The sequence below is a fragment of the Simplicispira lacusdiani genome, assembly GCF_003604195.1.
GTDB classification, from domain to species: Bacteria; Pseudomonadota; Gammaproteobacteria; order Burkholderiales; family Burkholderiaceae_C; genus Simplicispira; species Simplicispira lacusdiani.
Genome location: NZ_QXGR01000001.1, coordinates 147137 through 166674, shown reverse-complemented (window position 1 = coordinate 166674; position 19538 = coordinate 147137). Strand labels below are relative to the sequence as shown.

At 67.0% G+C, this 19538-nt stretch carries 16 protein-coding genes; 15 read left to right on the top strand and 1 reads right to left on the bottom strand.

Annotated features, from left to right (window positions below; all coding sequences use genetic code 11):
• Positions 1-47: 47 nt before the first annotated feature.
• From D8S75_RS17835 to D8S75_RS00710, 5 genes are all read left to right on the top strand, one after another.
• Positions 48-2240, top strand: a complete 2193-nt coding sequence (locus D8S75_RS17835; protein WP_198673110.1) for a PAS domain S-box protein — start codon at positions 48-50, stop codon at positions 2238-2240.
• Complete coding sequence (locus D8S75_RS00725) at positions 2237-3655, top strand: PAS-domain containing protein (RefSeq protein ID WP_232828810.1); 1419 nt, start codon at positions 2237-2239, stop codon at positions 3653-3655. The genes D8S75_RS17835 and D8S75_RS00725 overlap by 4 nt, the downstream gene beginning before the upstream one ends.
• Positions 3648-4994 carry a response regulator c-di-GMP phosphodiesterase, NosR family gene (gene nosR / locus D8S75_RS00720; RefSeq protein WP_119964015.1) on the top strand — a complete coding sequence of 449 codons (1347 nt, stop codon included), beginning with the start codon at positions 3648-3650 and terminating at the stop codon, positions 4992-4994. Before D8S75_RS00725 ends, nosR begins: the two co-directional genes overlap by 8 nt.
• Before the next feature lie 260 nt (positions 4995-5254).
• On the top strand, positions 5255-6376 hold the full coding sequence (locus tag D8S75_RS00715) for an FIST signal transduction protein (protein ID WP_119964014.1): 1122 nt from the start codon (positions 5255-5257) through the stop codon (positions 6374-6376).
• A 4-nt stretch (positions 6377-6380) separates the two neighbouring features.
• Entirely contained in the window at positions 6381-7466 is a 1086-nt protein-coding gene (locus tag D8S75_RS00710) for an ATP-binding protein (protein ID WP_232828808.1), read from the top strand.
• 43 nt (positions 7467-7509) lie between these two features.
• On the opposite strand, the gene recQ is transcribed toward D8S75_RS00710, so the two are convergent.
• On the bottom strand, positions 7510-9369 hold the full coding sequence (gene recQ / locus D8S75_RS00705; protein ID WP_119964013.1) for a DNA helicase RecQ: 1860 nt from the start codon (positions 9367-9369) through the stop codon (positions 7510-7512).
• 245 nt (positions 9370-9614) lie between these two features.
• Here recQ and D8S75_RS00700 point away from each other — a divergent pair, with 245 nt between their 5' ends.
• The 10 genes from D8S75_RS00700 to hutG all read left to right on the top strand — a co-directional run bounded on the left by D8S75_RS00700 (position 9615) and on the right by hutG (position 19500).
• The gene (locus tag D8S75_RS00700; protein WP_119964012.1) at positions 9615-10088 is read left to right on the top strand and encodes a Spy/CpxP family protein refolding chaperone; all 474 of its coding nucleotides are present in this window, start codon (positions 9615-9617) and stop codon (positions 10086-10088) included.
• Between the two features lie 28 nt (positions 10089-10116).
• The gene (locus D8S75_RS00695; protein ID WP_119964367.1) at positions 10117-10410 is read left to right on the top strand and encodes a hypothetical protein; all 294 of its coding nucleotides are present in this window, start codon (positions 10117-10119) and stop codon (positions 10408-10410) included.
• 7 nt (positions 10411-10417) lie between these two features.
• Positions 10418-11104: a response regulator transcription factor gene (locus D8S75_RS00690; protein ID WP_119964011.1), complete on the top strand. Its 687-nt coding sequence runs from the start codon at positions 10418-10420 to the stop codon at positions 11102-11104.
• Positions 11101-12489: a HAMP domain-containing sensor histidine kinase gene (locus D8S75_RS00685; RefSeq protein WP_119964010.1), complete on the top strand. Its 1389-nt coding sequence runs from the start codon at positions 11101-11103 to the stop codon at positions 12487-12489. The genes D8S75_RS00690 and D8S75_RS00685 overlap by 4 nt, the downstream gene beginning before the upstream one ends.
• A gap of 85 nt (positions 12490-12574) precedes the next feature.
• Positions 12575-13366 carry a histidine utilization transcriptional repressor HutC gene (hutC, locus tag D8S75_RS00680; RefSeq protein ID WP_119964009.1) on the top strand — a complete coding sequence of 264 codons (792 nt, stop codon included), beginning with the start codon at positions 12575-12577 and terminating at the stop codon, positions 13364-13366.
• Between the two features lie 56 nt (positions 13367-13422).
• Positions 13423-14958, top strand: coding sequence for a histidine ammonia-lyase (hutH, locus tag D8S75_RS00675; RefSeq protein ID WP_119964008.1), 1536 nt, complete (start codon positions 13423-13425; stop codon positions 14956-14958).
• Between the two features lie 33 nt (positions 14959-14991).
• Positions 14992-16689: a urocanate hydratase gene (gene hutU, locus D8S75_RS00670; protein WP_119964007.1), complete on the top strand. Its 1698-nt coding sequence runs from the start codon at positions 14992-14994 to the stop codon at positions 16687-16689.
• Between the two features lie 18 nt (positions 16690-16707).
• On the top strand, positions 16708-17283 hold the full coding sequence (locus D8S75_RS00665; RefSeq protein WP_119964006.1) for a HutD/Ves family protein: 576 nt from the start codon (positions 16708-16710) through the stop codon (positions 17281-17283).
• Positions 17284-17348: 65 nt separating this feature from the next.
• Complete coding sequence (gene hutI, locus D8S75_RS00660) at positions 17349-18611, top strand: imidazolonepropionase (protein ID WP_119964005.1); 1263 nt, start codon at positions 17349-17351, stop codon at positions 18609-18611.
• A gap of 79 nt (positions 18612-18690) precedes the next feature.
• Entirely contained in the window at positions 18691-19500 is an 810-nt protein-coding gene (hutG, locus tag D8S75_RS00655; RefSeq protein WP_119964366.1) for an N-formylglutamate deformylase, read from the top strand.
• The last annotated feature ends 38 nt before the right edge of the window (positions 19501-19538 follow it).

The following is a 19538-nucleotide window of genomic DNA, read 5'->3' as shown; positions in this document are numbered from 1 at the left end:
GCACGTTGCCAGTTACGCACCACCACTTCAGCACCGGAATGTCTGCCATGGCGCCACTACCCACACTGCCCGGTTTGCTCGCATCGCTCTGGGAAGGCTTCATGCTTGCCGTGGTGCACCACAGTGGTGTGATCGAAGCGGTCAACCCGCACCTGGCGCGTGCGCTGGGGTACGAAACCACGGATTTGGAGGGCCGCTCTTTTTCGGTCATCGCGGCAGAAGGTGCCGAGGGATTCAACCCGTCGGATCTTCTGGCCTTCTTGGCCCATAGCCGCTGCTGGTTGGGCAAACTGGCGCTGCGCAAGGCCGATGGCGGCGTGTTGCTCGTGCAGGTGACCATGGCGCCGCTGCGCGAGGCGCAAGGTGCCATGGACAGAGTGCTGCTGCTGGCCATCTCTGCCACGCGTGCTCAGGACTTTCCCATGCTGGTGATGGACAGTCAGGAGCGCTTTCATGCCATGCTCGAAGGCTTGGCCGTTCCGGTACTGCTGCACCGCGAGGATCGCATTCTGTATGCCAACCAGGCCATGCTGAGCCTCATCGGCTACACCTTGGCAGCGCTGCAGGCCATGCCCTATGGCAGCCTGACCCACCCCGACCGCAGAAAACAGTTGCAGCAGCGTGTGCAGGCGCGCATCGAGGGTGACGTCAGCCAGCACCGCTTCGAGAACGTCTTGCAAACCGCTGCAGGCAGCCTCTGCTGGGTGGAACAGACCCTGGGCTTGTTGCCCGTGGATGGCCAGCTTGCACTGCTGGACACGTATGCCGATCTGACAGGCCAGCGCAAGGCCGAGGCGCGCCAAGCCTACATCCGCCAGATGCTCGCGCAGATCATCGACGGCAATCCGGTTCCCACGCTGGTGATCAACGCGCAACACGAAATCACCCACTGGAACCGTGCGTTGGAGTTGGTGTCAGGTCTGGTGGCAAGCGACATGGTGGGCACATGCAATCAGTGGATGCCGTTTTACCCCGCCCAACGACCCATACTGGCCGATTTGCTGATCGATGGCGCCACCGAATCGCAAGTCCGCGCACTCTATGAAGACCGCTCCAAACCCTCGGAAATAGTGCCCGATGCCTGGGAGGCCGAAGGCTTCTTCCCCACGGCAGGCAGTCAGGGCATGTGGTTTGCCTTCACCGCTTCGCCGCTACGCGATGGACAGGGGCGCATTGTCGGCGCCATTGAGACACTGATTGATGTGACGCGCCGCAAGTCCAGTGAACTGGCGCTGCAGCAGGCCCACGATGCGCTGGAGCAGCAGGTCCATGAGCGCACGGCACAACTCGCCGCGGCCAACGACCAGTTGGCACAAGACGTGGAGCAGCGCCGCCAAGCGGAATTGCAATTGCTCGAACGCAATGCCGCACTGGAGCGGCTCAACGAGCAACTGACGCAGGCGCAGAAAAAATTGCTGCAATCAGAAAAACTGGCCTCGATCGGGCAGCTTGCAGCGGGGGTGGCACATGAAATCAATAACCCTATCGGCTATGTTCATTCCAACATCGGCAGCTTGGAGCGCTACATCGATGATCTTTTCAAGGTGCTCGAAAGTTACGAGTGCTTGGTCAGGGAAAGCGGCCACCATACCGCGTCCAAACTAGAAACGGTACGGCGTGATTCCGACGTGGAGTTTTTGAAAGAAGACATCCCTGCGCTGGTGCGCGAGTCCAAGGAAGGCATTGCCCGGGTGAAAAAAATCGTCCAGGATTTGAAGGATTTCTCGCATGTGGATTCGAGCGATGAATGGCAATGGGCTGATCTGCATAAAGGCCTGGACTCGACCTTGAACATCGTGGGCAATGAGATCAAATACAAAGCCGATGTCGTCAAGGAATACGGTGATTTGCCGGAGGTGGAGTGCATGCCGTCCCAAATCAACCAGGTGTTCATGAACCTTCTGGTCAATGCAGCCCATGCCATCGGACCAGATCGCGGCAACATCATCCTTCGCACAGGCGCGGATGGCACCAATGTTTGGGTGGAGGTGAGCGACACGGGTTGCGGGATTCCGGAGCAATTGCGCACCAAGATATTTGATCCATTCTTCACCACCAAACCGATAGGCAAAGGCACGGGTCTGGGACTCTCGATGTCCTATGGCATTGTGCAGGCGCATGGTGGCCAATTGGAGGTGGAGAGCGAGGTGGGGCGCGGTAGTACGTTCAGGGTGGTGCTGCCCATACGCCATGTCGCGCCACCGAAGCAGCCTGGGGAATATGTGGAGGAAGTCAAGTGAACGTCCAGCGCTTGGGTTTTTTGTTTGACGACCGGATCCACGTTGAAACGGCCAGCATCATCGGCTCGTTAGGGTCCCGCTTGGGGCCGCGCGCCAGCCTGGCACAGGTGGCCATGGCATTGGCGCAATTGTCGGCAGAGCAGCAGCTCGGTGATGCAGAGCCTGGTTCGACGCAGCCTCAGAGCGAGGGTTCCCGCACCTTGCAGGCCTTCTTGCAAGTGATGGATTACCTTCCGGTTGGCGTGTGTGTTGTGGATGGTAATTTCCAAGTGCGCATCTTCAACCGCATGGCATGCGTGCTGCTTGATTTTCCAGATAGTTTGTTTTCCAGCGGATTGCCACTGTTTCGGGAACTGCTGTACTTCAATGCGCAGCGAGGCGAATACGGCCCCGGGGATCCCCAGGCACTGGCAGAGAAAATCATGGACAAGGCACGAAAGATGGAGCCCCATCATTTCGAACGAAAGCGCCCCGACGGCCGGGTGCTGGACATTCGCGGTGAACCCTTGCCCGGCGGCGGGTTTGTGACCATTTGGACCGATGTCACCGAAAGGGCCGCAGCACAAGAAAAGCTCGCCCTGCGCAACCGCGAGCTGGAAGCCGCGCAGCAGCAATTGGTCCAGTCGGAAAAGCTTGCTTCCATCGGTCAACTGGCTGCTGGGGTGGCGCACGAAATCAACAATCCCATCGGCTATGTGCATTCCAATATTGGCACCCTGCAAACCTATATTGCCGAGCTGATGCAACTGCTCGACGCTTACGAAGCCCTGCCCGAAAACCCCAATGTGCAGGCCCTGCGGCAGAAGATCGACGTGGCATACCTGCGCGAGGACATCCCGTCACTGATCCGCGAATCCCAGGAGGGAATCACTCGGGTCAAGAAAATCGTGCAGGATCTGAAGGACTTTTCGCGCGTGGACAGCAGCCAGGAATGGCAGAGCGCCGACCTGCACCACGGCATCGATTCCACGCTCAATATCGTCAGCAACGAGATCAAGTACAAGGCCGACGTGGTCAAGCAGTATGGGCAGTTGCCGCCCGTGGAATGCCTGCCCTCGCAATTGAGCCAGGTGTTCATGAATCTGCTGGTCAACGCCGCCCACGCCATGGGTGCGCAGCGCGGCTGCATCACCATACGCACTGGTACCCAGGATGACGAGGTCTGGCTTGAATTCGAGGACAACGGCAGCGGTATTTCTCCCGAGCTTCAGACAAAGATCTTTGACCCCTTCTTCACAACCAAACCTGTGGGCAAGGGCACGGGGCTGGGCCTGTCGTTATCGTATGGCATTGTGCAAAAGCATCACGGACGCATTACCGTGCGCAGCGAAGTAGGCAAAGGCACGGTCTTTCGGATCGTGCTGCCGGTGGCGCAGGCGCTGGATACCCTGTCAAAGGAGACGCCCCATGTCTGATACGGAGGACATTGCTGGAGTCACCTCTGCGGTGGCGCCAGCCGACCACGCGCAGGCCATTTCTCCCCTGCCTCCACAGCCGCAGTGCACCGTGCTGTGCGTGGACGATGAGCCCAACATCCTGGCGTCGCTGCGGCGGTTGTTTAGGCCCTGCGGATACCGGGTGCTGGTGGCTGATGGAGGGGCGCAGGGCTTGGAGTTGCTGCGCAGCGAGCCGGTCGATCTGGTGATTTCGGACATGCGCATGCCTCACATGGATGGGGCGCAGTTCCTTAAGGCCGTGCGCGAGGGCTGGCCCGAAGTGGTGCGTATTCTTCTGACGGGCTATGCCGACATTTCCTCCACCATCGAGGCCGTGAACCAGGGGCAGATCTACCGCTACGTCAGCAAGCCCTGGACCGATGAAGACATGGTGCTGACCGTGCGCCAGGCCCTCGAAACACGCGCACTGCAGCGTGAAAAAGACCGGCTCGAAGCACTGACCCGTGAGCAGAACGAAGCCCTGCGCCAGCTCAACGAATCGCTCGAAGCCAAGGTGCAGGAGCGCACGGCCGATTTGCAAAGAGCCCACGAGAAGCTCAAGCAGAGTTTTATCACCGCGGTAAAGATTTTTTCCACGCTCATGGAGATGCGCCACCCTGTGCTGGCAGGGCATTCACGCAGGGTGGCGGCACTGGCGCGGTCCATGGCCATCCACATAGGCATGAACGATCTGAACGTTCAAAACGTTTTTATTGCCGGCATGTTGCATGACATCGGAAAGATCGGGTTCCCGGACGGGTTGTTGACTCGTGCGGTTCGCACCATGAGTTCCGAAGATTTGGTGACCTACCGCAAGCATCCCATTGATGGGGCGACAGCGCTCATGGCATTGGACGAACTGGCGTCGGTGACCAAGCTGGTGCGCCACCACCATGAGCGCTTCGACGGGCAGGGCTTTCCAGACGGACTGCAAGGGTACGACATTCCACTGGGAGCCCGCTTGCTGGCCGTGGCCAACGACTACGACAGCCTGCAGATCGGAACCTTCTCGGCGCTGCACTTCAAGCCCGAAGAAGCGCGCCAGACGCTAGAAAAGGACCGTGGCAAGCGCTACGACCCACAAGCGCTGGACGCCTTGATGGCCGTCACCACCGCGCCCCCTAAGCCTCCAACGCGCGAGCGTCGGCTCAAGCTTTCCGAGCTGCAGCCGGGCATGGTGCTGAGCCGGGAATTCACACGAACTGGCGGTGCATTACTGTTGGGCGTGGACCAGGTCTTGAGCGAAAAACTGATTGAGCGCATGCAGGCTTATGAAAGCTCGGAGGGCTTAGAGTTGAGCGTGTACGTCAAAGACTGAAAGCGCACGGTGCATCCCGGTGTTGCGAATCTTCACGCCGTCCTGGGGGACGCCATGCGCCGCGCTATTCATCGCGTTCAGCATCTGGGAGGCATACCAGCAGCGTTCCGCATGCCCGCACAGGTAGAGTGATGGAGCGGAGCACACTTCACGCTGGATTGCAAATCTTGCTTTGCACGAACGCATGCTTGGACAGTGGTTGACAGTGCCGAGGACCTCATGCATTCTGCTCCCAAGAACGAGGGGGCGTTATGCATGTAATGCAGCAAGTCGTGGCGTCGGATGCGCCCTTGTCGGTGGAAGAACTGCCCGCCAATGCACAACTGGTGCTGGTGTTTGGCGCGCGCAGCGCGCTGCAGCGGCCAGACTTGTACGAGGCCTTGCGTTCTCATTGTGCACAGGCGTGCATTGTGGGATGCAGTACGGCCGGGGAGATCTGCGGCACCAGCGTGAGCGACGGCACGGTGGTCGTCACGGTGGTGGAGTTTGCGGACACCCGTGTTCGCGTGGCGACCGCAACCGTGGCGCACCCGCAGGATAGCCGCGCCGTGGGCAAGGCCCTGACCACGGAACTGCTGGACGAGGGGTTGCGGCACATTTTGGTGGTGTCCGACGGCCTGTTGGTCAATGGTAGCGAACTGGTGCAGGGCCTGCGTGATCCCCTGCCCGAAGGCGTGAATGTAACCGGGGGCCTGGCGGGCGATGGGGCCGACTTTGTACAAACAACCGTTCTGGCCAATGGCCCGGCGGCGTCCGGACAGGTGGCCGCGATCGGCTTTTATGGCGAACGCTTGCACGTGGGCTACGGCTCCGTGGGTGGATGGGATGTTTTCGGTCCCGAGCGCATCGTCACCCGCTCCGAAGGCAATGTGCTGTATGGGCTTGACAACGAGTCGGCTCTGCAACTCTACAAAACCTACCTTGGCTCGCACGCGGCCAATCTACCGTCCTCAGGGCTTTTGTTCCCCATGTCCATGCGCGTGCCTGGCGCGCAGGCGCCTGTGGTACGCACCATCCTGGCGGTGAACGAGCAAGACCAAAGCATGACATTTGCCGGGGACATCCCGCAAGAGGCGACCGTGCAGCTCATGAAGGCCAATTTCAACCGCTTGGTGGATGGCGCCATCGATGCGGCCCAGGTCAACCAGTCCCAGTTGCAGGGCAGGGCGGCGCAGTGGGCTGTGCTGATCAGTTGCATTGGCCGCAAGCTCGTGCTCAAGCAGCGTATCGAAGAAGAAACCGAGGGGGTGGCAGCCATCCTGGGTCCGCAAGCCGTGCTGTGCGGGTTTTATTCCTACGGTGAGATCGCACCGCATGGCGCGTTCACTCCTTGCGAGTTGCACAACCAGACCATGACCGTGACCACTTTCACCGAGGACTAGGCGCATGCACCCCTTGCTGGCACGGCAGCTCAAGAAGCACTGTACGCCCGGTGGCGCCGCCAACATGCAAGCGCTGAGCGCGGCGGTGGATGAGGCCTACACGAGCTTTGAAAATGACCGTGCGCTCATCGAGCGCACCTTGGAGGTTATGTCGCAGGAACTGGGGCAGCGCAACCGCCAACTGGCCGAGCAGCTGGCCGGGAAGCAGCACATGATGGACGTGCTGCGCCAGACCAATCTGGAGCTGCTGGACCTCAACCGCAAGCTCAAGGCGGCACAGGAGCAGTTGCTGCAAGCGGGGAAAATGGCATCCATCGGCCAGCTTGCTGCCGGCGTGGCCCATGAAATCAACAACCCGATCGCCTACGTTCACTCCAATATGGGCACGCTGGGGGAGTACCTGCAGCAGTTGCGCAAACTGTTGCAGGCCTGTATCGAGCAGGAGCCCCTTTTACCGCCCGACGCCCAGGCCCGCCTGCAGCAACTGCGCCAGGAGATCGACTTCGATTTCATCCAATCCGACCTCGACGGTCTCATGGCAGAGTCCAAGGATGGGTTGGATCGCGTCAAGCGGATCGTGCAGAACCTCAAGGATTTCTCGCGCGTGGATTCGGGCGAGTGGGAAACGGTGGATGTGACGCGAGGCCTGCAAAGCACGCTGTCACTGGTGCGCCACGAGCTGCGCGACCGCATTGATGTGGTGTGCGAGCTGGCCGAGCTGCCCGAGATCGAGTGCATGCTGTCCCAGCTGAACCAGGTTTTCATGAACCTGCTGGTGAATGCAGCCCACGCCATAAGCGACAAGGGCACCATCACCATCCGCACCGGGGTGCAGGATCAGGAGGTGTGGTTGCAGTTTTCCGACACCGGGCAGGGCATTGCGCCCGAGGTGCTGCCCCGGATCTTCGACGCTTTTTTCACCACCAAGCCCGTGGGCGTGGGCACGGGGCTGGGCCTGTCGTTGGCCTACAGCGCCGTCCATCGGCACCATGGCCGTATCGCGGTCCAAAGCACCGTGGGCCAGGGCACTACGTTCACCATCCATTTGCCACTGCGGCAATCGATGGAATGGGTGGTGGAAAAGCCGTAACCCTTGGTCATTGGACTGGGGATGTCAGTTACACCGAGGCGATTCAGCCCGCGCGCACCACGCGCAGCACGTCCTCGCCGTAGGCTTCGAGCTTCTTCGCTCCCATGCCGCTGATCCCCTGCAAATCCTCCAGCGTCGCCGGGCAGCGCTCGGCGATGGCCGCCAGCGTGGCGTCGTGGAAGATCACATAGGCCGGCAGGTTGTGCTCGCGCGCCACCTCGGCGCGCCAGGCCTTGAGGTTGATGAAGCGCACCTGCGCCTCCTGGCCCAGGTTGGCGGCGGCTGCGGGCGGCGCGGCGGTGCGGCGCGCCTTCTTGGGCGCGGCGTGGGCCGTGGCCTCGCGCAGTAGCACAGTCTGCTCGCCGCGCAGCACGGGGCGTGAGCCGTCGGTGAGGGTCAGCGTGTCGAAGCTGTGGCCGTTTTCCATGCTGACCTTGTGCAGGCCGACGGCGCCCGTAGCCAGCAGTTGGCGCAGCACGCCGCGCAATTGCGGCTCGGTGTACTCCTTGCCCAGGCCGAAGGTGGAGAGCTTGTCGTGGCCGAACTGCTGCACCTTCTCGGTGTCCTTGCCGCGCACGATGTCCATGATGTGGCCGGTGCCAAAGGTCAGGCCGCTGGCCGCGTGCACGCGGTAGATGGTGGAGAGGAGCTTGCGCGCCGCGTCCGTGCCGTCCCACACCGGCGGCGGGTTCAGGCAGTTGTCGCAGTTGCCGCAGGGCGCGGACGCCTCGCCAAAGTAGGCCAGCAGCCGCACGCGGCGGCAATCGGTGGCCTCGGCCAGGCCGAGCAGGGCGTCGAGCTTGCCGCGCATGACGGCCTTGAACTCTTCGGCGGCCGGGCTCTCGTCGATCATGCGGCGCTGGTTCACCACGTCTTGCAGGCCGTAGGCCATCCAGGCGTCGGCGGGGAGGCCGTCGCGGCCCGCGCGGCCGGTCTCCTGGTAGTAGCCCTCGATGTTCTTGGGCATGTCCACATGGGCGACGAAGCGCACATCGGGCTTGTCGATGCCCATGCCAAACGCAATGGTGGCCACCATCACGATGCCTTCCTCGCGCAGGAAACGGTCCTGGTGGCGCTGGCGCACCTCGGGCGCCAGGCCCGCGTGGTAGGGCAGGGCGTTGATGCCGGCCTCGCACAGCGTGTCGGCCAGCTCCTCCACGCGCTTGCGCGACTGGCAATAGACCACGCCCGCATCCTCGGGGTGCTCGCGCTCGATGAAGCGCAGCAGCTGCGTGGTGGCGTCCTTCTTTTCCTCGATGCGGTAGCGGATGTTGGGCCGGTCGAAGCTGCTGACGAAGTGCTCTGCCTCCTGCAACTGCAGGCGCTCGACGATGTCGGCGCGCGTGAGCGCATCGGCCGTGGCCGTGAGGGCGATGCGCGGCACGGCCGGGTAGCGCTCGTGCAGCACGGTGAGCTGGCGGTACTCGGGCCGGAAGTCGTGGCCCCACTGGCTCACGCAATGCGCCTCGTCGATGGCGAACAGCGAAAGCTGCCCGCGCTGGTACAGGCCGTCGAGCAGGTCGAGAAAGCGCTCGGTCGTCACGCGCTCGGGCGCGGCATAGAGCAGGGTGATCTCGCCGCGCGCCAGGCGCCGCTCCACATCCAGCGCCTGCTGCCAGTCGAGCGTGGAGTTGAGAAACGCCGCCTCCACCCCCGCCTCGTGCAGCGCGCCCACCTGGTCGTGCATCAGCGCGATCAGCGGCGAGACCACGATGGCCACGCCCTGGCCCGCGCGCTGGCGAGCTATGGCCGGCACCTGGTAGCACAGGCTCTTGCCGCCGCCCGTGGGCATGAGCACCAGCGCGTCGCCGCCCGCCACCACATGCGCCACGATGGCCTCCTGCGGGCCACGGAAGCGCTCGTAGCCGAAGACGTCTTTCAGGATGGAATGCGCGAGGGACAAAGAGATGCTCTTGAATTGATAGCTGCTTGCGCTTGCTGCATAAGCGCTTGATGCTGTTTTTGCTTGAAATTTCTGGCGCGGGCTGCGCCGGGCCTGCGTGATTATCGGCAATCGGGCTGCGGCCCCGGCTCCGGCCCGCCGCTGAAACAAAACGAAATAAACCGAAACCGCGCGGAGAAGACGCCAGCGCGCCCGCGCCGCACCATGGAGGCCATGTTCCACAGCGTCCCGAAAGGACCCGCACCATGAAATCCTGGATCAAGAAAGCCCTCGTCGGCCTGTTCGGCGCCTCCATCCTCGTCGGCGGCCTCACCGCCTGCTCGGGCGGGCACTACCACCGCCACGGCCCCATGGACGCCGAGCGCATGGCCGAGGTGCGCGGCAAGGTGATGGAGCGCATCGGCAGCAAGCTCGACCTGAACGAGGCACAGAAGCAGAAGCTCGCCACGCTGGCCGACAAGTTGCAGGCCCAGTGCGCGGCCTTCGTGGGCAAGGCGGGTGACCCGCGTGCCGAGGTGCAGGCCCTGGTGGCCGGCGACAAGTTCGACCGTGCCCGTGCCCAGACCCTGCTCGATGAGAAGCTGCGTGCCGTGCAGACCGGTAGCCCCGAGGTGCTGACCGCCATGGCCGACTTCTACGACAGCCTCAACCCCGAGCAGCAGCAGAAGGTGCGCGAGCTGATGAGCAAGCGCCGCGGCTGGATGGGCCGCCACGGCTGAAGCGGACCGCACGAAATAGGTGATGGCCATGACCACCGCGCAAGAACCCCTGCACCGTCTGGCGCGCGACCTGCGCACGCACGGGCCGGTGCTGCTGGCCGGCATGCCGCAGCCGCACGACGAACTGCTGGCGCTGGTCTGGGGCCCGCGCTTCGACCGCGAGCACGCCCTCGGGTTGGTGGCGCGCCAGCCCCAGCACGCGGCGCACGCGCTGCCCGCGCTGCTGGAGGCGGCCGACCGCTTCGACGCGCTGCACGCCCCGGCCCAGCGGCGCCTGCGCCAGATGATCCTGCGCCACCGCGCGCGCTGCGGTGCGGTGTAATCGCAGCATGCCCCGCATCCTGCTCATCGACGACGACGAACAGCTCGGCCCGCCGCTGGCCGCCTACTTTCAGCGCTTCGAGCTGGAACTGGTGCAGGCGCTGCGCCCCAGCGCGGGGTTGGAGTTGCTGGGCCAGGGTGGTTTCGACGCCGCCATCCTCGATGTGATGCTGCCCGAGATGGACGGTTTTGAACTGTGCCGCACCATCCGGCGCGGCAGCGACCTGCCCATCGTCATGCTCACCGCGCGTGGCGAGGTGATGGACCGCGTGGTCGGCCTGGAACTGGGCGCCGACGACTACCTGCCCAAGCCCTTCGAACCGCGCGAGCTGGTCGCCCGCCTGCAGACCGTGCTGCGCCGCCGCCGCGCGAGCAGCCCGGCCGAGGCGCCCGGCCTGCTGGAATTCGAGGGCCTGCGCATCGACGCCGCGCGCCGCAGCGTGCAGTGCCTGGGCCGCGACGTGGAACTGACCGGCACCGAATTCGAGCTGCTGCACCTGCTGGCGCGCGAGAGCGGCCGGGTCCTCAGCCGTGACGACATCCTCAACCAGCTGCGCGGCCACGAGGCCGAGCTGTACACGCGCGCCGTGGACATCGTGGTCAGCCGCCTGCGCAAGAAGCTCGAACCGCTGGACTGCATCAAGACATTGCGCAACGCCGGCTACTCGCTGGCGCTGCGCCGGGTGGCCGGATGAAGCCCTGCCGCGACGACGATCCGCACTGCCCCTGGCACCAGCGCGCGCGCTTGGCGCTGCGGCGCTCGTTGCGCTGGCGCCTGGTGCTGGTGTTCCTCGTGCTGGCGCTGGCGCTCGCGGTCACCTTTATCGGCGGCGTGCAGAAGGCGCTCTCGGTGGGCTGGCGCGCCGCGGCGCGCCCGCTGCTGGTGGACTACGTGGACCGCCTGGCGCAGGAGGTCGGCAGCCCGCCGAGCATCGCGCGCGCCCAGGCCCTGGTGCAGCGCCTGCCCATCACCATTCGCATTGAAGGCCCGCAGGTGAACTGGGCTTCGCACCCCGCGCTGCCCCGGCCCGCCTGGGTGAACGGCTCCACCGGGCGCGAGCCGCCCTGGCGCAACGGCGATGACCAGAACCTGCTGCGCCGCACCACGGCGGACGGCCACCGGCTGGAATTCGGCTTGCATGTGCTCGGCTGGGAGCAGCGCCCGCGCATCGCCTGGGTCACGCTGGGCGCGCTGCTGCTGCTTACCGCGCTGGCCTACCTGTATGTGCGGCGCCTGCTGCGCCCGCTCGACGACATCCGCGCCGGTGCCCTGCGTTTCGGCGCGGGCGCGTTCGACCAGCCCATTCCCGTGCGCCACGCGCACAAGCCCGACGAGCTGGGCCAGCTTGCCGCCACCATCAACACCATGGGCAGCGACATCCACCAGATGCTCGAAGCCAAGCGCGCCCTGCTGCTGGCCCTGAGCCACGAGCTGCGCAGCCCGCTGACGCGCGCGCGCCTCAACGCCGAGCTGCTGCCCGACAGCGCCGAGGCCCAGGCGCCGCGCCAGGCGCTGCTGCGCGACCTGGGCGAGATGGCGCGCGTCATCACCGACCTGCTGGAGAGCGAGCGCCTCGCCGCCCCCCATGCCGCGCTGCACCGCGAGCCCGTGGACCTGGCCGCGCTGGCGCGCGAGGTCATCGCCGAACTCGGCGACCGCCACCCCGGCGCCGCCGCCATCCGCGTGCAGGCGCCGTCCGCGCTGCCCGCGTTGCCGCTGGACCGCGCGCGCATGCGCCTGCTGCTGCGCAACCTGCTCGACAACAGCCTGCGCCACAGCGAGCCCGGCACACCGCCGCCCGAGCTGCACCTGCGCTGGCAGGACGAAGCGGTGGAGATCGTGGTGCGAGACCACGGCCCTGGCGTGCCGCCCGAACACCTGGCCCAACTCGCACAGGCCTTCTACCGCCCCGACAGCGCGCGCCAGCGCGCCACCGGCGGCGTGGGCCTGGGCCTGTACCTGTGCCGCCTGGTGGCGCAGGCGCACGGCGGCAGCCTGGCGCTGCGCAACGCCCAGCCGGGGCTGGAGGCGCGGGTGGTGCTGCCGGTGCCGGTGGAGCCCGATCCCCACGCGGCCTGAAGGGCCTGGAGCACCCCCGGGAAAACCAGGGGGTTGACCCGTGCGGCGGATTTCGGTTAACCTGTATATACAAGTTCATCAAGCCATGACCCGCACCACTTCGCCCCGCTCCGCCAGCCCTTCCCGCCGCCCGGCTTCCGCACCGGCGGCCGCGCCCGCCCTGGCACTGTACGAGCAGGTGAAAGACTTCATCGTGCGCCGCATCCAGGACGGCAGTTGGCGCGCGGGCGACCGGCTGCCCTCCGAGCACGAGCTGGTGGCACAGTTCGGCATCTCGCGCATGACGGTGAACCGCGCCCTGCGCGAGCTGACGGAGCAGGGCCGCATCGTGCGCGTGGCCGGTGTGGGCAGCTTCGTGGCCGAGGACAAGCCGCAGTCCACACTGCTGCAGATCGCCAACCTGGCCAGCGAGATCCGCCAGCGCGGGCACGACTACCGCTGCGACGTGCTCGCCGCCCGGCGCGCCGCCGCCACGCTGGAGGTGGCCGCCGCTCTGGACCTGGGCACGGGGGCTTCCGTGTTCCACACGCAGTGCGTGCACCGTGAGAACGGCGTGCCGGTACAGCTCGAAGACCGCCATGTGAACCCGGCCATGGCGCCCGACTTTCTGGCGCAGGACTTCGCCGCCGTGCCGCCCTCCGAATACCTGCTGCGCAGCGTGCCCTTCGACCAGGTGGAGCATGTGGTGGATGCCGTGCTGCCCACGCCCGAGCAGGCCGCGCTGCTGGAGATGCCCGCGCACGAACCCTGCCTGCTGCTCACGCGGCGCACCTGGTCGCGCGGCGTGCCCGTGACCGTGGTGCGCTGCCTGCACCCGGCCTCGCGCTACCGGCTCGGCAGCCGCTTCCGCACCGACGGCCACCCGGTCGCCGGTTGAGCCGGTGATCGGCCCCTTTTTCTTTGATACCTACTTGTATAGACAGGACTAGCATCATGACCACCCCCATCACCCTCGACCCCGGCCATGTCACGCTGGCGCAGCTGCGCCGCATTCACGCTGGCGCCGCGCCGCTGGCGCTTGACGCCTCGGCGCAGGCCGGCATGCGCGATGCGTTGGCCACGGTGCAGCGCATCGTCGATGAAGACCAGGTGGTCTACGGCATCAACACCGGCTTCGGCAAGCTGGCGAGCACGAAGATCGCCCACGAGCGCCTGGCCGAGCTGCAGCGCAACTTGGTGCTGTCGCACAGCGTGGGCACGGGCGAGGCGCTGTCCGATGGCGTGGTGCGCCTGGTGCTGGCCACCAAGGCCGTGAGCCTGGCGCGCGGGCACTCGGGCATCCGCCCCGAAATCGTGGACGCGCTGCTGGCGCTGGCCAACGCCAACGTGCTGCCGGTCATCCCTGCTAAGGGCTCGGTGGGCGCCTCGGGTGACCTGGCGCCGCTGGCGCACCTGGCCTGCGTGCTCATCGGCGAGGGCCAGGCCACAGTGGACGGCAAGGTGGTGCCGGGGCGCGAAGCCATGGCCGCCGTGGGCCTGCAGCCCATCGTGCTCGGCCCCAAGGAAGGGCTAGCGCTGCTCAACGGCACGCAGGTGTCCACGGCGCTGGCGCTGGCCGGCCTGTTCGGCGCGGAGGATGTGTTCTGCGCCGCGCTGGTGGCCGGCGCGCTCTCGCTCGAAGCCATCAAGGGCTCGGTCAAGCCGTTCGACGCGCGCATCCACGCAGCGCGCGGCCAGGCCGGGCAGATCGCCGTGGCCGCCGCCGTGCGCGCGCTGCTCGACGGCAGCCAGATCGACCCCTCGCACCCGCACTGCGGCCGCGTGCAGGACCCGTATTCGATCCGCTGCATCCCCCAGGTCATGGGCGCCTGCCTGGACAACCTGCAGCACGCCGCGCGCGTGCTGCGCACCGAGGCCAATGCGGCGTCGGACAACCCACTGGTCTTCACCGACACCGGCGAGGTCATCTCGGGCGGCAACTTCCACGCCGAGCCCGTGGCCTTCGCGGCCGACATCATCGCGCTGGCCGTGGCCGAGATCGGGGCGATTTCCGAGCGCCGCCTGTCGCTGCTGCTCGACCCCGGCCTGTCGGGCCTGCCGGCCTTCCTGATCCGCGATAGCGGCGTGAACTCGGGTTTCATGATCGCCCAGGTCACGGCCGCCGCGCTGGCCGCCGAGAACCAGTGTCTGGCCAACCCGAGCAGCGTGACCAGCCTGCCTACCTCGGCCAACCAGGAGGACCATGTCTCCATGGCCACCTACGGCGCGCGCCGCCTGCTCGACATGGTGCGCAACGCGGCGGTGATGGTGGGCATCGAGGCCATGTCGGCCGCGCAGGGCATGGAATTCGACCGTTCGCTGCCATCTTCCCCGCTGGTGGAAGAACAGTTCGCCGCCATCCGCCGCCGCGTGGCGTTCCTGGAGCAGGACCGCTACCTGGCGCCCGACATCGAAGCCATGCGCGCCTGGGCCCAGCAAAGCACCTGGCCCGCGCCGCTGCTGGCCTGCCTGCCCAGCCACACCGCCTGAAACCCCTTGGTTGCACACCCCCGGAGACTTGCCATGACCACCACCAACGACCCCCGCCACGATGCCTCCCGCGTGATCCGCGCCCCGCGCGGCAGCCAACTTGCGTGCAAGAACTGGCTCACCGAGGCAGCCTACCGCATGCTGCAGAACAACCTCGACCCCGAGGTGGCCGAGCGCCCGCAGGATCTCGTGGTCTACGGCGGCATCGGCCGCGCCGCGCGCGACTGGCAGTGCTTCGACCAGATCCTGGCCAGCCTGCGGGACCTGAACGAGGACGAATCCCTGCTCGTCCAGTCCGGCAAGCCCGTGGGCGTGTTCAAGACCCACCCCAACGCCCCGCGCGTGCTGATCGCCAACTCCAACCTCGTGCCCAAGTGGGCCACCTGGGAGCACTTCAACGAACTCGACCGCAAGGGCCTGTTCATGTACGGCCAGATGACCGCCGGCAGCTGGATCTACATCGGCAGCCAGGGCATCGTGCAGGGCACCTTCGAGACCTTCGTCGAGGCCGGCCGCCAGCACTACAACAACGACCTCTCGGGCAAGTGGATCCTTACCGCCGGCCTGGGCGGCATGGGCGGCGCCCAGCCCCTGGCTGCCACGCTGGCCGGTGCCGTCTCGCTGAACATCGAATGCCAGCAAAGCAGCATCGACTTCCGCCTGCGCACGCGCTACGTGGACAAGCAGGCCCGCGACATCGACCACGCCATCGAACTGATCAAGGAACACACCGGAAAGAAGGAAGCCGTCTCCATCGCCCTGCTGGGCAACGCCGCCGACATCCTGCCCGAGCTGGTGCGCCGCGCCCAGGCCGGGGGCATCAAACCCGACCTCGTCACCGACCAGACCAGCGCGCACGACCTCATCCACGGCTACCTGCCCAGCGGCTGGACCGTGCCGCAGTGGCAGGCCGCGCAGAAAGACCCCGCGCAGCATGGTTCGCTCAAGGCCGCCGCCGCCACAAGCTGCGCCGTCCATGTGCGGGCCATGCTCGACTTCCAGGCCATGGGCGTGCCCACGGTGGACTACGGCAACAACATCCGCCAGGTGGCGTTCGATGAGGGCGTGCAGAACGCCTTCGACTTCCCCGGCTTCGTGCCCGCCTACATCCGCCCGCTGTTCTGCGAGGGCAAGGGGCCGTTCCGCTGGGTGGCCCTCTCGGGCGACCCCGAGGACATCTACAAGACCGACGCCAAGATCAAGGAGCTGTTCCCCGAGAACAAGCACACCCACCGCTGGCTCGACATGGCGCGCGAGCGCATCGCTTTCCAGGGCCTGCCCGCGCGCATCTGCTGGCTGGGCCTGGGCGAGCGCCACCGCGCCGGCCTGGCCTTCAACGAGATGGTGAAGAACGGTGAACTCAAGGCCCCCATCGTCATCGGCCGCGACCACCTGGACACCGGCAGCGTGGCCAGCCCCAACCGCGAGACCGAATCCATGAAGGACGGCACCGACGCCGTCTCCGACTGGCCGCTGCTCAACGCCCTGCTCAACACCGCCGGCGGCGCCACCTGGGTGAGCCTGCACCACGGCGGCGGCGTGGGCATGGGCTACAGCCAGCACTCGGGCATGGTGATCGTGGCCGACGGCACCGATGCGGCGGCCGAGCGCCTGGCGCGCGTGCTGGTGAACGACTGCGGCTCGGGCGTCATGCGCCATGCGGACGCGGGCTACGAGCTGGCCGTCGCCACCGCCAAGAAGCAGGGGCTCAAGCTCCCCATGGTGAAGTAACCCGCACACGGCCCCGCCATGCAGCGCCTGGACCTCGCCGCCATCGCACCCACGCCGTGGAAGAACGGCGGCGGCGCCACGCGCGAGTTGGCCTGCTGGCCGCCGGGCGCCGGCCTGGAGCGCTTCGGCTGGCGCGTGAGCGTGGCCGACGTCGCCGCGCCGGGGCCGTTCTCGTGCTACCCCGGCGTGGACCGGCAGATCCTGCTGTGGCAGGGCGAGGGCATGCATCTGCGCGCCGCCGATGGCAGTGTGGACCGCGTGCTGGACCGCGCCACCGCGCCGTTCGCTTTCGCGGGCGAGGTGGCCATCGACTGCACGCTGCAGGGTGGCCCGGTGCGCGACCTCAACCTCATGCTGCGGCGCGGCCAGTGGCGCGGCGTGCTGCGGGTGCTGCACGATGCCTGCACGCCCGGCGAATCGCCCGCCGGCCTGTGCCTGGTGCTGGCCGGGCAGTGGGAGCGCGCGGGCGAGGCCTACGCGCCGGGCCAGGGCCTGTGGTGGAGCGCGCCGCGCCCCGGTGCGCCGCTGCGGCCCGTGCCGGGCGGGCTCGATGCCCCCGCGCTGGCCTGGGTGGTGCTGGCGCCGGAAAATTAAGCAAAATCGGCCTGTAGCGCCCGTGTAATAAGCGCTAACAGCTACTGTTTTAGGAGTATCAAGGCATGGAATCCCTGCATGCACACCCCAGCGCCGACGGCGTCTGGCAGGGCCTGCGCCTGGCCGAGGGCCTGGCCGTGCCCGACGTGGCGCTGCCCGAGGGCGCCCTGGCCTCGGTCGTGGTGCGGCAGGGCCAGGTGCGCTGGGTGGGGCCCGATGCGGCCCTGCCCGCCGCGTTCGCCGCGCTGCCGCGCTGGCAGGCCGGCGGCCTGCTGGCCACGCCGGGGCTGGTGGACTGCCACACGCACCTGGTCTACGGCGGCCAGCGCGCGCACGAGTTCGCGCTGCGCCTGGCCGGTGCCAGTTACGAAGAGGTGGCGCGCGCGGGCGGCGGCATCGTCTCCTCGGTGCGCGCCACGCGCGCGGCCAGCGAGGACGAGCTCTTCGCCCTGGCCGCGCCGCGCCTGCAGGCCTTGCTCGACGAAGGCGTGTGCGCCATCGAGATCAAGTCCGGCTACGGCCTGGCGCTGGAGCACGAGCGCAAGCAGTTGCGCGTGGCGCGGCGCCTGGGCGAGGCCTTTGGCGTGACGGTGCGCACCACCTTCCTGGGCGCGCATGCGCTGCCGCCCGAATACGCCGGGCGTGATCAGGACTACACCGATCTGGTGTGCCACGAGATGCTGCCCGCGCTCGCCGCCGAGGGCCTGGTGGACGCGGTGGACGTGTTCTGCGAGCGCATCGCCTTCACGCTGGCGCAGACCGAGCAGGTGTTCCAGGCCGCGCGGCGGCTGGGCCTCCCGGTCAAGCTGCACGCCGAGCAGCTCTCCGACATGGGCGGTTCCGCCCTGGCCGCGCGCTACGGCGCGCTGTCGTGCGACCACATCGAGCACCTCTCGCAAGAGGGGATAGCCGCGATGCAGCGGGCCGGCACCGTGGCCGTGCTGCTGCCGGGTGCCTATTACACGCTGCGCGACACGCAGCTGCCGCCCATTCCAGCGCTGCGCGCCGCCGGTGTGCCCATGGCCGTCTCCACCGACCACAACCCCGGCACCTCGCCCGCGCTGAGTCTGCTGCTCATGGCCAACATGGCCTGCACGCTGTTCCGCCTCACCGTGCCCGAGGCGCTGGCCGGCATCACCACGCATGCCGCGCGCGCCCTGGGCCTGCAGGCCACGCACGGGCTGATCGCGGCGGGCCGCCCGGCCAACCTGGTGCTCTGGCCCGTGGCCGAGGCCGCCGAGCTGGCCTACTGGCTGGGCCAGAAGCCCGCCTGCACCATCGTGCGCCAGGGCCGGGTGGTGCGCGATGCCCTGGGCGTGCACGGTTGACAGGTCCGGGCGGGCAGGGGAGCATCCACGGTTCCGGGAAACGGTGCCCAGCATCGCCCCCGGCACGGAAGCCTCCACCATGACCACCATCCCCCCGTTCACCTTTCACCAGGGCACGCAGCCGCTGCTGGTGTCCATCCCGCACGCCGGCACCCATGTGCCCCCCGCGCTCGCCGCGCGCCTGAGCGGCGCGGCCCTGCAGGTGCCCGACACCGACTGGCACCTGGAGCGCCTCTACGCCTTCGCGCGCGAGCTGGGTGCGTCCATCCTCGTGGCCACGCACTCGCGCTACGTCATCGACCTGAACCGCCCGCCCGACGGCGCCAGCCTCTACCCCGGCCAGAACGTCACCGGCCTGTGCCCCGTGGACACCTTCGAGGAGACCCCGCTCTACCCCCGTGGTGACGTGCCGGATGAGGCCGAAATCGCCGCGCGCCGCGCGGCGATCTGGCAGCCCTACCACGCGCAACTGCGCGCCGAACTCGACCGCCTGCGCCAGCAGCACGGCGTGGCCGTGCTGTGGGACGCGCACTCCATCCACTCGGTGCTGCCGCGCTTCTTCGAGGGCCAGCTGCCCGACTTCAACCTTGGCACGGCCGATGGCGCGAGCTGCGCCCCGGCCCTGGCGCAGGCCCTGCTGCCGATTGCCGAGGCGGCGCCGGGCTACACAGCGGTGCTCAATGGCCGCTTCAAGGGCGGCCACATCACGCGCCACTACGGCGAGCCCGCGCGCAACATCCACGCGGTGCAGCTCGAACTGACCTGGCGCACCTACATGGACGAGGCGCCGCCCTATGCCTACCTGCCCGAGCGCGCCGCCCAGGTGCAGCCGCACCTGCGGCACATGCTGGCGGCGGCGCTGGGTTTCGCGCGCGGCGCGGCTGCCTGAGCCCGCGCAAAGCCCCTGCGGGCTGTGCGTGGGGGCGC